Source organism: Citrobacter sp. ANG330 (assembly GCF_047467925.1).
GTDB classification, from domain to species: Bacteria; Pseudomonadota; Gammaproteobacteria; order Enterobacterales; family Enterobacteriaceae; genus Citrobacter_A; species Citrobacter_A amalonaticus_G.
On the sequence record NZ_JASJUI010000008.1, the window covers coordinates 17,176 to 32,497 of the forward strand.

The following is a 15,322-nucleotide window of genomic DNA, read 5'->3' on the forward strand; positions in this document are numbered from 1 at the left end:
CGCGCTGTCCGAGTCCAGACTGGCTGCGACAATAACGCCTGATGAAGCGGGTGGTAAAAACAAGAGGAACGCAAGTGCAACGAGCGCGTTGTTATCTGTTAGGTGAAACGGCGGTGGTGCTGGAGCTTGAGCCGCCGGTGACGCTGGCGAGTCAGAAACGTATCTGGCGACTGGCGCAGCGTCTGGTCGAGATACCCAATGTGGTTGAAGCCATTCCCGGAATGAACAATATCACGGTGATCCTGCGTGACCCGAAAACGCTGGCGCTGGATGCCATTGAGCGTCTGCAGCGCTGGTGGGAAGAGAGTGAGGCGCTGGAGCCTGATTCGCGCTATATCGAAATTCCGGTGACCTACGGCGGCGCAGGTGGTCCCGATCTGGCGGACGTTGCCCGCCACAGCGGCCTGAGCGAAAAGCAGGTGGTGGAACTGCACGCGTCGGTCGAGTACGTGGTCTGGTTTTTAGGTTTTCAGCCGGGATTCCCGTATCTCGGCAGCTTACCGGAACAACTGCACACGCCAAGACGCGCAGAGCCGCGTCTGATGGTCCCGGCGGGGTCGGTGGGTATTGGCGGACCGCAAACCGGCATTTATCCGCTGCCCACGCCGGGCGGCTGGCAGTTGATTGGTCATACTTCGCTGCCACTGTTTGATCCTAAACGTGAAGAACCTGTTCTCCTGCGCCCTGGCGATAGCGTGCGCTTTATCCCGCAGAAGGAGGGGGTATGCTGAATATCATTCGCGCAGGAATGTACACCTCCGTTCAGGATGGTGGTCGTCACGGTTTTCGCCAGTCCGGCGTTAGCCACTGCGGCGCGCTGGATCAACCCGCGATGCAAATCGCCAACCTGCTGGTGGGCAATGAGGCCAGTGCGGCGGTGCTGGAAATTACGCTTGGACAACTGGTTGTGGAGTTTGAAACCGACAGCTGGTTTGCCCTGACCGGTGCGGGATGTGAAGCGAAACTGGATAATCACCCCGTCTGGACGGGCTGGCGCCTGCCGGCGAAAGCGGGCCAGCGTCTGGCGCTGAAGCGTCCGCAGCATGGCGTACGCAGCTATCTCGCTGTTGCGGGCGGCATTGACGTGCCGGAAGTGATGGGGTCATGCAGTACCGATCTTAAAGTCGGTATTGGCGGGCTGGAAGGGCGCTTGCTCAAAGATGGTGATCGACTGGCAATCGGTCAACCCCGACGCCCGTTCAGGGAAGCCCGAGGGGTAAAACAGCTGCTGTGGGGGAATCGTATTCGGGCGTTGCCAGGGCCGGAGTATCACGAGTTTGACCCGGTTTCCCAGGAATCCTTCTGGCGTTCGCCGTGGCATCTTAGCCCGCAGAGTAACCGGATGGGCTACCGGTTACAGGGACAACAACTGGTACGTACGACCGATCGGGAACTGGTGTCACACGGTTTACTGCCTGGTGTGATTCAGGTTCCGCACAACGGCCAGCCGATCGTGTTGATGAATGATGCCCAGACGACCGGCGGCTATCCGCGCATCGCCTGTATTATCGAGGCTGACATGTACCATCTGGCGCAGATTCCGCTCGGTCAACCTATTCACTTTGTTCAGTGTTCGCTGGAGGAGGCGCTGAAAGCGCGTCAGGACCAACAGCGCTATCTCGAACAACTCACCTGGCGACTCAGTGATGAAGATTGATTTAAATGCAGACCTCGGCGAAGGCTGCGCCAGCGATGGAGAGCTGTTGACTCTGGTCTCATCGGCCAATATCGCCTGCGGCTTTCACGCTGGCGATGCGCAAACCATGCTGGCGAGCGTGCGTGAGGCGCTGAAAAATGGCGTTGCCATTGGCGCGCATCCGAGCTTTCCGGATCGGGAAAATTTTGGCCGCACGGCAATGACCCTGCCGCCGGAAACGGTCTATGCGCAAACGCTGTATCAGATTGGCGCACTGGCGGCGATAGCCCGGGCGGAAGGAGGCGTGATGCGCCACGTTAAACCGCATGGCATGCTCTACAACCAGGCGGCAAAAGATCCACAGCTGGCGGATGCCATTGCCAAAGCGGTATACGCCTGTGATTCGGCGTTAATTCTGGTCGGCCTGGCGGGAAGCGAACTTGTCCGCGCCGGGGAGCGCTATGGTCTCGCCACCCGACAGGAGGTGTTCGCCGATCGCGGTTATCAGGCGGACGGCAGTCTGGTGCCGCGTAGCCAACCGGGCGCTTTGATTGAAGACGAAGAACACTCGCTGGCGCAAACGCTGGAGATGGTAGAAACCGGTCGCGTAAAAAGCATTACCGGTGAATGGACACGCGTGGTCGCGCAAACGGTCTGTATTCACGGGGATGGCGAGCACGCACTCGCCTTCGCACGACGTTTACGCGCGGCGTTTGAAGCTCGCAGTGTCGATATTGTTGCATAAATATACTGACGCAGCCTCCACGGAGGGGCTGCGCATATAAAGACACCACAACAAAACACAACATACAGGAATGGATTATGGGAGACGCAGTCACTCTCTGGCCACTGATGGGCATCGCCGTCATTGTGGTTGGATTTCTTTTACGTTTTAACCCGGTGCTGGTGGTGATTGTCGCCGGGATCGTCACCGGACTGGCGGCGCAAATGCCGATCGCCACGATCCTCGAAAAACTGGGCGAAGGTTTTCTCAACACCCGTAACCTGCCGTTCATTCTGCTGATCCCGCTGGCGGTTATTGGCCTGCTTGAGCGTCACGGCCTGAAAGAACGCGCCCAGACGTGGATTGCTAAAATTCGAAGCGCCACGTCCGGCCGCTTGCTGATTGTATATCTGTTTATTCGTGAAGCCACCGCTGCGCTGGGGCTGACCAGCCTGGGCGGTCATCCGCAAATGGTGCGTCCGTTGTTAGCGCCTATGGCGGAAGGGGCCGCGGAGAAAACGTACGGAGCATTGCCCGGCGCGGTGCGCTACCGTCTGCGAGCCATGTCGGCGGCGACGGATAACGTGGGCCTCTTCTTTGGTGAGGATATTTTTGTCGCTTTCGGCGCGATTATCTTCATGCACAACTTTATGCTGGAGTCCGGCGGCATTCAGACCGAACCGCTGCACATTGCCCTGTGGGGGATCCCTACGGCCCTGTGCGCCTTTTTGATCCATGGTACGCGCCTGTGGCGGCTGGATAATTATCTACAACGCGAAATGGCGAAAGCCGGTTCTGTTGACTCCCACAAAGGAGAGGCGCAATGAATTTTCAACAAAGCTACCTCTACTGGCTGGCGGGGATCGTGCTGCTGATTGTCGCCATCATGTCCTGGAGGGACAAAGCCAATCCACGTCGACTGACGACCGGGTTGTTCTGGGGTGTGTACGGACTGTTGTTTCTGCTGGGCGACTGGACGTATCAACTGGTGGGTGACAAACGTACGGTCAACATTGCCGTCGGCGTTGCGGTGGTGCTCATGGCGTTGATCGCCGGTTTTGGCGGCGTGAAGTTGGGCAGTTATCATCAACGCACCCGCGAGCAGCGGGAAGAGAGCGCCACGCGCCTGGGAAACCGCCTGTTTTATCCGGCGCTGGCTATTCCGGTCGTCACCGTGATTGGTGTGCTGATGTTCAACCACATTCCGGGCTTGCAGGAAAACCTTTTTGGACCGGGTAATCATGCCACGCTGGTGACGCTGTTCTCGATGACTGCAGGCTCACTGATAGGCCTGGGCATGGCTATCAAAATGACCCATGAGAAGGTGCACCAGCCGATTCAGGAGGCGCGCCGTCTGCTGGATTCCATCGGCTGGGCATTTATTCTGCCGCAGATCCTCGCCACGTTAGGACTGCTGTTTACGGCGGCAGGCGTCGGCAGTGGCATTTCGTATCTTACTCAAGAGTATCTGGCCGTCGACAGCCGCTTTATTGCGGTGGCGGTGTATACCATTGGCATGGCCCTGTTGACGATGGTGATGGGCAATGCGTTTGCCGCGTTTCCGATTGTCACTGCGGGGATTGGCATTCCGATTCTGGTGCTTCAGCACGGTGGAAACCCGGCGGTGATGGCGGCTATCGGGATGTTCTCCGGCTACTGCGGTACGCTGATGACGCCGATGGCGGCAAACTTTAACATCGTGCCCGCCGCGCTGCTGGAGCTGCCGGACAAAAACGCGGTCATTAAAGCGCAGGTGCCGACCGGCGTGCTGTTACTGCTCGTTAACGTATTCCTGATGTATTTCCTGATGTTCCTGTAAGGAGGACCGATGAAAACGGTTTTAATCACCGGGTTTGAGCCCTTCGGCGGCGAGCAGGTTAACCCTTCCTGGGAAGTGGTCTCGCGCCTCGACAATGCTATTATCGCCGGGTGTCGCGTGGTGGCGCGCCAACTGCCGTGTGTGTTTGACGAATCGCTCAGTGTGCTGAATTCTGCCATTGATACCCTTTCTCCGGCGTTGGTGCTGGCGATCGGTCAGGCTGGCGGGCGCACCGATATTACCGTCGAACGGGTGGCGATTAATGTCGATGATGCGCGAATTGCAGATAATAAAGGTCAGCAGCCGGTGGATGAGCCGATTGTTGCTGAAGGGCCAGCGGCCTGGTTTAGCACGCTGCCCATCAAAGCGATGGTGGCCGCGATGCGTGAAGCAGGCGTGCCGGCGTCGGTATCACAGACGGCGGGGACGTTTGTCTGCAATCACGTCATGTACGGCCTGCTGCATAAACTGAGCGACCTGTCGGAGGTAAAAGGGGGTTTTATCCATATCCCTTATTTGCCACAACAGGCGGCGGCGCATCCCGGTGCGCCCAGTATGGCGGCCGAGACGGTACGGCTGGCGCTGGAGATTGCCATTACCACCGCGCTACAGGTCGACAATGACATCGCCGTAACTGGCGGCGCCACGCATTAACCCGATCAGATAAGGACAGAACCATGCCTGAAGGCCCGGAGATTCGCCGCGCGGCGGATACCCTGGAGGCGGCGATTAAAGGCAAACCGTTGACGAATGTCTGGTTTGCTTTTGATCGGTTAAAACCGTTTGAATCGCAACTGACTGGACAGACCGTTACGGAGATGGAGACACGGGGCAAAGCGTTGCTCACGCATTTTTCCGACGGTCTGACGCTCTACAGCCATAACCAGCTGTATGGCGTCTGGCGCGTGGTGGAGCGCGGCGAAACGCCACACACGACCCGCGTTTTACGCGTTAAGTTACAGACCGTCGATAAAACCATTCTGCTTTACAGCGCGTCTGACATTGAAATGTTAACGCCGGAACAGCTCGCCACCCATCCCTTCCTGCAACGGGTGGGACCGGACGTGTTGGACCCGCGTCTGACGCCGGAAGCGGTTCGGCTCCGGTTACTCTCGCCGCGTTTTCGCAACCGCCAGTTTTCCGGTTTGCTGCTGGATCAGGCTTTTCTCGCCGGACTCGGAAATTATCTGCGGGTGGAAATTCTCTGGCAGGTGGGGATAACCGGTCAGCATAAAGCGCGCGATCTCAGCGAGACGCAACTGGCGGCGTTATCCCATGCGCTGCTGGATATTCCGCGCTTGTCCTACACTACGCGTGGGCAGGTCGATGAAAATAAACACCATGGCGCGCTGTTTCGCTTTAAGGTTTTCCACCGCGATGGCCAGCCATGCGAACGCTGCGGCGGGATCATCGAGAAAACTACGCTCTCCTCACGCCCGTTCTATTGGTGTCCGCATTGCCAGCATTAATGGGCCTGTCGCGGCGCTTTGGCTGAAATAAAACGGGCGATGGCCGGGCCGGTCAGCAAAATGCTGAACAGGCGCAGGGTTTGCATCGCCATGATAAGCGACATGTCGGCGTGACTGCCGGCGGCAATCACCGCAACCGTATCCAGCCCGCCAGGGCTGGTGGCAAGATAGGCGGTTAAAAAATCAATCTGCATATAGTGGGCGAGGCCCCAGGCCATGGCTGCGCAAATGGCGAGCAGGGCGAAGATGGAGAGCAGGATCTGGGGTAACGGTCGCAGGGCCATAAAGAAGACATGTTTGTCGAACCCTAAACCAATTTGCCAGCCAATAATCATATACGCTATCGCCAACAGCCATTCCGGCAGTTCAATCACCATCACGCCGCTTGCGTGCAGCACGGCGCCCACCAGCATCGGCACGAGCATTGTGCCGGAGGGAATGCGCAGCACCCGTCCGACAACGCTGGCAACTGCCGCTAATAGCAGCGTAGTAAACAGATTGCCGCTCAGCGGCGGGAACCATTCAAACTGTTGGCTGACGGCTTCCGCGCTTTCGCCCATGATAAACCGCGTCACCAGTACCGCCGCGCCGGCAACAAACAGGACTCGCAGATACTGCATGAACGCAACCAGACGGATATCGGCACCGTAGTCTTGCGCCATCGCGACCATTGCTGCCGCACCGCCGGGGGATGAGCCCCACGCGCCGGTATTACCCGGTAGCGAACTGTAGCGAACCAATAGCCAGCCAACGACCGTACTGGAGAGTAGCGTCACCAGCAGAACCGCCAGCACCACTACCCAGTTTGCTGCGAGGGTCGTTAGCAAAGACGCGGAAAGATTTTGCGCAATCATACAGCCAAGAATGGCCTGCGCGCCGAGGAACGTGCAGCGAGGAAGCTTCAGTGAGATACCGCGAAGACTAAACAGAATACCGGTGATCATCGGGCCAAGCAGCAACGCCGCCGGAAGATGAATGCAGAGAAAGAGCAGGGAAAGAAGGAGTGACAGCAAAAACAACAAGCCCCACTGCAGAACTGGCATCCTGTGCTCCCGGAAGAAAGTGAACAAACTCTCCGTAAATCATAGAGAAGGAGGGAGAAGATTAATATAGCGAGGGTCAAGAAAAGAGGGGGAAAATGCCGGATGGCGCGAATACTTATCCGGCCTACGAATCGACAACCGTAGGCCGGACAGGACGCGGTAGCGTCGCCATCCGGCAGTCTGACGATTAATGCTTAAGGTCAGATTTAAAATCGCGTTTTTCATAGCCGGTGTACAGCTGACGCGGACGGGCGATTTTCATGCCATCGGTATGCATTTCGTTCCAGTGCGCAATCCAGCCAACGGTACGCGCCATCGCGAAGATCACGGTGAACATCGAGGACGGGATCCCCATCGCTTTCAGGATGATACCGGAGTAGAAGTCGACGTTCGGGTAGAGTTTTTTCTCAATGAAGTACGGGTCGTTCAGCGCGATGTGCTCCAGCTCCATCGCCACTTCCAGCAGGTCATCTTTCGTACCCAGCTCTTTCAGTACTTCATGACAGGTCTCACGCATGACGGTGGCGCGCGGATCGTAGTTTTTGTAAACACGGTGACCGAAGCCCATCAGGCGGAAAGAGTCATTTTTGTCTTTCGCACGACGAACGAATTCTGGAATGTGCTTAACAGAACTGATCTCTTCCAGCATTTTCAGTGCGGCTTCGTTCGCCCCGCCGTGCGCCGGTCCCCACAGGGAGGCAATACCGGCAGCGATACAGGCAAACGGGTTCGCGCCAGACGAGCCAGCGGTACGTACGGTCGAGGTAGACGCGTTCTGTTCGTGATCGGCGTGCAGGATCAGAATACGGTCCATCGCGCGTTCGAGAACCGGGTTTACTTCATAGGTTTCGCACGGCGTGGAGAACATCATGTTCAGGAAGTTACCGGCGTAGGAGAGGTCGTTACGCGGATAAACAAACGGCTGGCCGATTGAGTATTTGTAACACATCGCGGCCATCGTCGGCATCTTGGATAGCAGGCGGAAGGCGGCGATTTCACGATGGCGCGGATTATTAACATCCAGAGAATCATGATAGAACGCAGCGAGCGCACCGGTGATCCCGCACATTACGGCCATCGGATGGGAGTCGCGACGGAAAGCGTGGAACAAACGGGTGATTTGCTCATGGATCATCGTATGGCGGGTAACGGTGGTTCTGAACTCGTCGTACTCTGCCTGAGTCGGCTTTTCGCCGTACAGCAGGATATAGCAGACTTCCAGATAGTTAGACTCGGTAGCTAACTGATCGATCGGGAAGCCGCGATGCAACAAAATACCTTCGTCGCCATCGATGAAGGTAATTTTTGATTCGCAGGATGCAGTAGAGGTGAAACCAGGGTCAAAAGTGAACATCCCCTTTGAACCCAGGCTACGAATATCAATAACGTCTTGACCTAGCGTGCCCTTCAGCACATCCAGTTCAATAGCAGTATCACCATTTAGGGTGATTTTTGCCTTTGTATCAGCCATTTACGGTCTCCTTAGCGCCTTATTGCTTAAGACTACTTAAGTGAGATTTGCCATCGATACATCAATCAACCGTTACCAGTTTGTTATTCGGCTCGCCGCTCTGTGAAGAGGAGAAACCAGGGTACAGAGCAATGGGCGCTTGCAGGTAAATCAGTTAACTCATGGTGAATTAGCAACAAATCAACAACTTAGCAATCCGAATTATTCAACCTGTCTATCACTATTAACTGTACTGAAGGGATCGGTCAATATCTTCCTACTGTTACATAACTTATTTGCAGGTTAAAGAGTGACCCCATAACTTTTACGCATTATATGCCTTTTCTGGTGTTGTTTGTAACAACTTTGTTTAATGATTGTCAAATCAGATGATTAAAAATTAAATAAATGTTGTTATCGTGACCTGTGTCACTGTTCGGGATAAAACCCGACAAACTATATGTAGGTTAATTGTAATGATTTTGTGAACGTCCTATACTGCCGCCAGGTCTCCGGAAACCCCTGCAATCCCGAGCCACCCAGCGTTGTAACGTGTCGTTTTAGCATCTGGAAGCAGTGTTTTACATGACGCGCAGTTATAGAAAGGACGCTGTCTGACCCGCACGCAGACCGGAGGAAGGAAATCCCGTCGTCTTTCAGGCTACAGGTGGATGTGCCTCTGTACCCGAAGTCTAAAGGGAATAATAAGAACAGCATGTGGGCGTTATTCATGATAAGAAATGTGAAAAAACAAAGACCTGTCAATCTGGATCTACAAACGATCCGGTTCCCAATCACGGCGATAGCGTCCATTCTCCATCGCGTTTCCGGAGTGATCACCTTTGTGGCGGTCGGGATCCTGTTGTGGTTACTGGGCACCAGCCTCTCTTCCCCTGAAGGATTCCAGCAGGCATCCGCCATCATGGGTAGCTTTTTTGTTAAATTTATTATGTGGGGCATCCTCACCGCGCTGGCGTATCACGTCGTGGTCGGTGTTCGTCACATGATGATGGATTTTGGTTATCTGGAAGAAACATTCGAAGCGGGTCAACGCTCGGCCAAAATCTCATTTGTAATCACTGTCGTGCTTTCAATTCTCGCAGGAGTCCTCGTATGGTAAGCAACGCCTCCGCATTAGGACGCAATGGCGTACATGACTTCATCCTCGTCCGTGCTACCGCTATCGTTCTGACCTTATACATCATTTATATGGTGGGTTTCTTCGCCACAAGCGGCGACCTGACCTGGGAAGTCTGGACCGGTTTCTTCTCATCGGCTTTCACCAAAGTGTTCACCCTGCTGGCTCTTTTCTCCATCTTGATTCATGCCTGGATTGGCATGTGGCAGGTGTTGACCGACTACGTTAAACCGCTGGCAATTCGCCTGCCGCTGCAACTGGCTATCGTGGTTGCACTGGTGGTTTACGTGATTTATGGATTTGTTGTGGTGTGGGGTGTGTAATGAAACTGCCAGTCAGAGAATTTGATGCTGTAGTCATTGGTGCAGGCGGCGCAGGTATGCGTGCGGCGCTGCAAATTTCCCAGAGCGGCCAGACCTGTGCGCTGCTGTCCAAAGTGTTTCCAACCCGTTCCCATACCGTTTCTGCGCAGGGTGGTATCACCGTTGCGCTCGGTAATACCCATGAAGATAATTGGGAATGGCACATGTACGACACCGTGAAAGGGTCGGACTACATTGGTGACCAGGACGCTATCGAATATATGTGTAAAACCGGTCCGGAAGCGATTCTGGAACTGGAACATATGGGTTTACCGTTCTCCCGTCTTGACGACGGTCGTATCTATCAGCGTCCGTTTGGCGGCCAGTCGAAAAACTTCGGCGGCGAGCAGGCGGCACGTACCGCGGCGGCGGCTGACCGTACCGGTCACGCGCTGCTGCATACCCTGTATCAGCAGAACCTGAAAAACCACACCACCATTTTCTCCGAGTGGTATGCGCTGGATCTGGTGAAAAATGCCGATGGCGCAGTGGTCGGTTGTACCGCACTGTGCATTGAAACCGGTGAAGTGGTCTACTTCAAAGCCCGAGCCACCGTACTGGCAACCGGCGGCGCAGGCCGCATTTATCAGTCCACCACTAACGCGCATATCAATACCGGCGACGGCGTGGGGATGGCAATCCGTGCCGGTGTTCCGGTTCAGGATATGGAAATGTGGCAGTTCCACCCAACCGGTATTGCCGGCGCGGGCGTGCTGGTCACAGAAGGCTGTCGTGGTGAAGGTGGTTATCTGCTGAACAAACACGGCGAGCGCTTTATGGAGCGTTATGCCCCGAATGCAAAAGATCTGGCGGGTCGTGACGTGGTGGCGCGTTCCATCATGATCGAAATCCGTGAAGGTCGCGGCTGCGATGGCCCCTGGGGTCCGCATGCCAAACTGAAGCTTGACCATCTGGGCAAAGATGTTCTCGAATCCCGTCTGCCGGGTATTCTGGAACTGTCCCGTACCTTTGCACACGTTGACCCGGTGAAAGAGCCGATTCCGGTTATCCCAACCTGTCACTACATGATGGGCGGTATTCCGACCAAAGTGACCGGTCAGGCACTGACGGTGAACGAGCAGGGTGAAGACGTGGTGATTCCGGGGCTGTTTGCGGTCGGTGAAATCGCCTGCGTATCGGTACACGGCGCTAACCGTCTGGGCGGTAACTCGCTGCTGGATCTGGTGGTGTTCGGTCGTGCGGCCGGTCTGCATCTGCAGGAATCGATCGCCGAGCAGGGCGATCTGCGTGATGCTACAGAAGACGAAATCGATGCGTCCCTGGCGCGTCTGAACCGCTGGAACAATAACCGTGATGGTGAAGATCCGGTCGTGATTCGCAAAGCGCTGCAGGAATGTATGCAGCATAACTTCTCGGTCTTCCGTGAAGGCGATGCGATGGCGAAAGGGCTTGAAGAGCTGAAAGCCATCCGCGAGCGTTTGAAAAATGCCCGTCTGGACGACACTTCCAGCGAATTCAACACCCAGCGCGTAGAGTGCCTGGAGCTGGATAACCTGATGGAAACTGCCTATGCAACCGCAGTGTCCGCCAACTTCCGTACCGAGAGCCGTGGCGCGCATAGCCGCTTCGACTTCCCGGAGCGTGATGATGCAAACTGGCTGTGCCATTCCCTGTATCTGCCAGAGACGGAATCCATGACCCGACGTGAAGTCAACATGGAACCGAAACTGCGCCCGGCATTCCCGCCGAAGATTCGTACTTACTAATGCGGAGACAGGACAATGAAACTCGAGTTTTCAATTTATCGCTATAACCCGGATGTTGACGACGCTCCGCGCATGCAGGATTACACCCTGGAAGGCGAAGAAGGGCGTGACATGATGCTGCTGGACGCGTTAATGCAGCTTAAAGAGAAAGACCCCAGCCTCTCTTTTCGTCGCTCGTGTCGTGAAGGCGTGTGCGGGTCAGATGGCCTGAACATGAACGGCAAAAACGGGCTGGCGTGTATCACACCTATTTCTGCGCTGAATCAACCGGGCAAGAAAATTGTTATCCGTCCGCTGCCAGGTTTGCCGGTAATTCGCGATTTGGTGGTAGACATGGGGCAATTCTACGCACAATATGAGAAGATTAAGCCTTACTTATTGAATAATGGGCAAAATCCTCCGGCTCGCGAACATTTACAAATGCCGGAGCAGCGGGAAAAACTCGATGGGCTGTATGAATGTATTCTCTGCGCATGCTGCTCAACGTCTTGCCCGTCCTTCTGGTGGAACCCGGACAAGTTTATCGGTCCAGCGGGTCTGTTGGCGGCGTATCGTTTCCTGATTGACAGCCGCGATACTGAAACCGACAGCCGTCTGGAAGGGATGAGCGATGCATTCAGCGTATTCCGCTGTCACAGCATCATGAACTGCGTCAGTGTATGTCCTAAAGGGCTGAACCCGACGCGCGCCATCGGCCATATTAAGTCGATGTTGTTGCAACGCAGTGCGTAAGTAGACATTGCCCGCGGTGGCAATCCTGTAGGCCGGATAAGACGTTTACGTCGCCGTCCGGCACATGTTGCCTGATGGCGCTTCGCTTATCAGGCCTACGGGGTCGCCATCAGGCAAATCAGTGCAGGAAACCTCTAAAAACTGCCACATTGATAGCAATAATCGAGATGTTCAGCGCGAGACAAGGCGCGAGCGGAACGAATCACCGGGAGCATAGTTCACTATGTGACCGGGGTGAGAGACGGGTGCAACGCAGTCGCAGCCTGAACAACGACGATTATTAGACAGTTTTTAAAGGTTCCTTAGCGGACGCAGATCACACGACAGTCCGTAACAAGTGAACCCCGGCACGCACATCACTGTGCGTGGTAGTATCCACGGCGAAGTAAGCATACAAATGCTTAAGGGATCACGATGCAGAACAGCGCTTTGAAAGCCTGGTTGGACTCTTCTTACCTCTCTGGCGCAAACCAGAGCTGGATAGAACAGCTCTATGAAGACTTCTTAACCGATCCTGACTCGGTAGACGCTAACTGGCGTTCGACGTTCCAGCAGTTACCTGGTACGGGAGTCAAACCGGATCAATTCCATTCAAAAACGCGTGATTATTTCCGTCGTCTGGCGAAGGATGCCTCGCGTTACTCTTCTTCGATTTCCGACCCTGACACCAATGTGAAGCAGGTTAAAGTCCTGCAGCTCATCAACGCTTATCGCTTCCGTGGTCACCAGCATGCGAATCTCGATCCGCTGGGACTGTGGCAGCAAGACACTGTTGCCGATCTGGATCCCTCCTTCCACGATCTGACAGAGGCCGACTTCCAGGAAAGCTTTAACGTAGGTTCTTTTGCCGGCGGCAAAGAGACGATGAAGCTGGGCGAGCTGATTTCCGCGCTCAAACAAACGTACTGCGGCCCGATTGGCGCTGAGTACATGCACATCACCAGCACCGAAGAGAAACGCTGGCTGCAACAGCGCATCGAATCCGGTCGCTCGGCATTCAGCAGCGAAGAGAAAAAACGCTTCCTGAGCGAACTCACCGCAGCCGAAGGCCTGGAGCGTTATCTGGGCGCCAAATTCCCTGGCGCGAAACGCTTCTCGCTGGAAGGCGGCGATGCGTTAATCCCGATGCTCAAAGAGATGATCCGTCACGCCGGCAACAGCGGCACCCGTGAAGTGGTGCTGGGTATGGCGCACCGTGGTCGTCTGAACGTCCTGGTCAACGTGCTGGGTAAAAAACCGCAGGATCTGTTCGACGAATTTGCGGGCAAACATAAAGAACACCTCGGCACTGGCGATGTGAAGTACCACATGGGCTTCTCGTCCGATATCGAAACCGAAGGCGGTCTGGTTCACCTGGCGCTGGCGTTTAACCCGTCGCACCTGGAAATCGTCAGCCCGGTGGTAATCGGTTCGGTGCGTGCGCGTCTGGATCGTCTGGATGAACCCAGCAGCAACAAAGTGCTGCCAATCACCATTCACGGCGACGCCGCGGTAACCGGGCAGGGCGTGGTTCAGGAAACCCTGAACATGTCGAAAGCGCGGGGTTACGAAGTGGGCGGTACCGTTCGCATCGTGATCAACAACCAGGTGGGCTTTACGACCTCTAACCCTCTGGATGCACGTTCCACCCCGTACTGCACCGATATCGGTAAAATGGTACAGGCACCGATTTTCCACGTGAATGCGGATGACCCGGAAGCGGTCGCTTTCGTCACTCGTCTGGCGCTGGATTTCCGCAATACCTTCAAACGCGATGTCTTCATCGACCTGGTGTGCTATCGCCGTCACGGCCACAACGAAGCTGACGAGCCGAGCGCAACCCAGCCGCTGATGTATCAGAAAATCAAAAAGCATCCGACCCCGCGCAAGATCTATGCTGATAAGCTGGAAGCGGATAAAGTCGCGACGCTGGAAGATGCCACCGAAATGGTCAACCTGTATCGCGACGCGCTGGACGCGGGCGAATGCGTGGTGAAAGAGTGGCGTCCAATGAACATGCACTCCTTTACCTGGTCGCCGTACCTCAACCACGAGTGGGATGAAGCGTATCCGAACAAGGTTGAAATGAAACGCCTTCAGGAACTGGCGAAACGCATCAGTACGGTGCCTGAAACCGTTGAGATGCAGTCTCGTGTGGCCAAAATTTACGGCGACCGCCAACTGATGGCGAACGGGGAAAAACCGTTCGACTGGGGCGGCGCAGAAACGCTGGCTTACGCTACGCTGGTTGACGAAGGGATCCCGATTCGCCTGTCTGGTGAAGACTCCGGTCGCGGCACCTTCTTCCACCGCCACGCGGTGATCCACAACCAGACCAACGGGTCGACCTGGACACCACTGCAGCATGTCCACAACGGACAGGGCTCCTTCCGCGTCTGGGACTCCGTGTTGTCTGAAGAAGCGGTACTGGCTTTCGAATATGGCTATGCCACAGCGGAACCGCGCACCCTGACCATCTGGGAAGCGCAGTTCGGTGATTTCGCCAACGGCGCGCAGGTGGTTATCGACCAGTTCATCTCCTCTGGCGAGCAGAAATGGGGCCGGATGTGTGGCCTGGTGATGCTGCTGCCGCACGGTTACGAAGGACAGGGTCCGGAGCACTCCTCCGCGCGTCTGGAACGTTATCTGCAACTTTGCGCCGAGCAGAACATGCAGGTGTGCGTACCGTCTACCCCGGCTCAGGTGTATCACATGCTGCGTCGTCAGGCGCTGCGCGGGATGCGTCGTCCACTGGTGGTGATGTCGCCGAAATCGCTGCTGCGTCATCCGCTGGCCATCTCCAGCCTGGACGAACTGGCTAACGGTACCTTCCTGCCGGCCATCGGTGAAGTGGATGACCTCGATCCGAAAGGCGTGAAGCGCGTGGTGATGTGTTCTGGTAAGGTTTATTACGATCTGCTGGAACAGCGTCGCAAGAACAATCAGAAAGATGTCGCCATCGTGCGCATCGAACAGCTTTATCCGTTCCCGCATCAGGCGATGCAGGACGTATTGAAACAGTACGCTCACGTACATGATTTTGTCTGGTGCCAGGAAGAGCCGCTCAACCAGGGCGCATGGTACTGCAGCCAGCATCATTTCCGTGAAGTGATTCCATTTGGGTCCGCTCTGCGTTATGCAGGTCGCCCGGCCTCCGCCTCTCCGGCGGTAGGGTATATGTCCGTTCACCAGAAACAGCAACAAGATCTGGTCAATGACGCGCTGAACGTCGATTAATTAAAG

Annotated in this window: 14 protein-coding genes; 12 read left to right on the top strand and 2 right to left on the bottom strand. The window is 55.6% G+C overall.

Going from position 1 to position 15,322, the window contains the following annotated elements; all coding sequences use genetic code 11:
* Window positions 1–74 precede the first annotated feature (74 nt).
* From pxpB to nei, 7 genes are all read left to right on the top strand, one after another.
* Entirely contained in the window at window positions 75–731 is a 657-nt protein-coding gene (gene pxpB / locus QNN88_RS16840; RefSeq protein WP_414241228.1) for a 5-oxoprolinase subunit PxpB, read from the top strand.
* On the top strand, window positions 725–1,657 hold the full coding sequence (gene pxpC / locus QNN88_RS16845; protein WP_414241229.1) for a 5-oxoprolinase subunit PxpC: 933 nt from the start codon (window positions 725–727) through the stop codon (window positions 1,655–1,657). The genes pxpB and pxpC overlap by 7 nt, the downstream gene beginning before the upstream one ends.
* Entirely contained in the window at window positions 1,647–2,381 is a 735-nt protein-coding gene (gene pxpA, locus QNN88_RS16850; RefSeq protein WP_414241230.1) for a 5-oxoprolinase subunit PxpA, read from the top strand. Before pxpC ends, pxpA begins: the two co-directional genes overlap by 11 nt.
* Before the next feature lie 77 nt (window positions 2,382–2,458).
* A complete protein-coding gene (locus QNN88_RS16855; RefSeq protein WP_414241231.1) occupies window positions 2,459–3,187 on the top strand; it encodes a DUF969 domain-containing protein in 729 nt (242 codons plus the stop codon).
* Window positions 3,184–4,179 (top strand): DUF979 domain-containing protein, encoded by a 996-nt coding sequence (locus QNN88_RS16860; RefSeq protein WP_414241232.1) that lies wholly within the window; start codon window positions 3,184–3,186, stop codon window positions 4,177–4,179. The genes QNN88_RS16855 and QNN88_RS16860 overlap by 4 nt, the downstream gene beginning before the upstream one ends.
* 9 nt (window positions 4,180–4,188) lie before the next feature.
* Entirely contained in the window at window positions 4,189–4,833 is a 645-nt protein-coding gene (pcp, locus tag QNN88_RS16865) for a pyroglutamyl-peptidase I (RefSeq protein WP_414241233.1), read from the top strand.
* A 23-nt stretch (window positions 4,834–4,856) separates the two neighbouring features.
* Window positions 4,857–5,648, top strand: coding sequence for an endonuclease VIII (gene nei, locus QNN88_RS16870; protein ID WP_414241234.1), 792 nt, complete (start codon window positions 4,857–4,859; stop codon window positions 5,646–5,648).
* Here nei and QNN88_RS16875 read toward each other — a convergent pair.
* The gene (locus QNN88_RS16875) at window positions 5,645–6,691 is read right to left on the bottom strand and encodes an AbrB family transcriptional regulator (RefSeq protein ID WP_414241235.1); all 1,047 of its coding nucleotides are present in this window, start codon (window positions 6,689–6,691) and stop codon (window positions 5,645–5,647) included. The two genes, nei and QNN88_RS16875, sit on opposite strands and share 4 nt — an antisense overlap.
* A gap of 187 nt (window positions 6,692–6,878) precedes the next feature.
* Window positions 6,879–8,162 carry a citrate synthase gene (locus QNN88_RS16880; RefSeq protein WP_414241236.1) on the bottom strand — a complete coding sequence of 428 codons (1,284 nt, stop codon included), beginning with the start codon at window positions 8,160–8,162 and terminating at the stop codon, window positions 6,879–6,881.
* Window positions 8,163–8,856: 694 nt separating this feature from the next.
* Between QNN88_RS16880 and sdhC the strand changes: the two genes are divergently transcribed.
* The 5 genes from sdhC (at window position 8,857) to sucA (ending at window position 15,316) form a co-directional block, all read left to right on the top strand.
* Window positions 8,857–9,261, top strand: coding sequence for a succinate dehydrogenase cytochrome b556 subunit (gene sdhC / locus QNN88_RS16885; RefSeq protein WP_414241237.1), 405 nt, complete (start codon window positions 8,857–8,859; stop codon window positions 9,259–9,261).
* A complete protein-coding gene (gene sdhD / locus QNN88_RS16890; RefSeq protein ID WP_414241238.1) occupies window positions 9,255–9,602 on the top strand; it encodes a succinate dehydrogenase membrane anchor subunit in 348 nt (115 codons plus the stop codon). Before sdhC ends, sdhD begins: the two co-directional genes overlap by 7 nt.
* The gene (gene sdhA / locus QNN88_RS16895) at window positions 9,602–11,368 is read left to right on the top strand and encodes a succinate dehydrogenase flavoprotein subunit (protein ID WP_414241239.1); all 1,767 of its coding nucleotides are present in this window, start codon (window positions 9,602–9,604) and stop codon (window positions 11,366–11,368) included. Before sdhD ends, sdhA begins: the two co-directional genes overlap by 1 nt.
* A 15-nt stretch (window positions 11,369–11,383) precedes the next feature.
* On the top strand, window positions 11,384–12,100 hold the full coding sequence (sdhB, locus tag QNN88_RS16900; RefSeq protein WP_042285348.1) for a succinate dehydrogenase iron-sulfur subunit SdhB: 717 nt from the start codon (window positions 11,384–11,386) through the stop codon (window positions 12,098–12,100).
* Between the two features lie 414 nt (window positions 12,101–12,514).
* Window positions 12,515–15,316: a 2-oxoglutarate dehydrogenase E1 component gene (gene sucA / locus QNN88_RS16905; protein WP_414241240.1), complete on the top strand. Its 2,802-nt coding sequence runs from the start codon at window positions 12,515–12,517 to the stop codon at window positions 15,314–15,316.
* The last annotated feature ends 6 nt before the right edge of the window (window positions 15,317–15,322 follow it).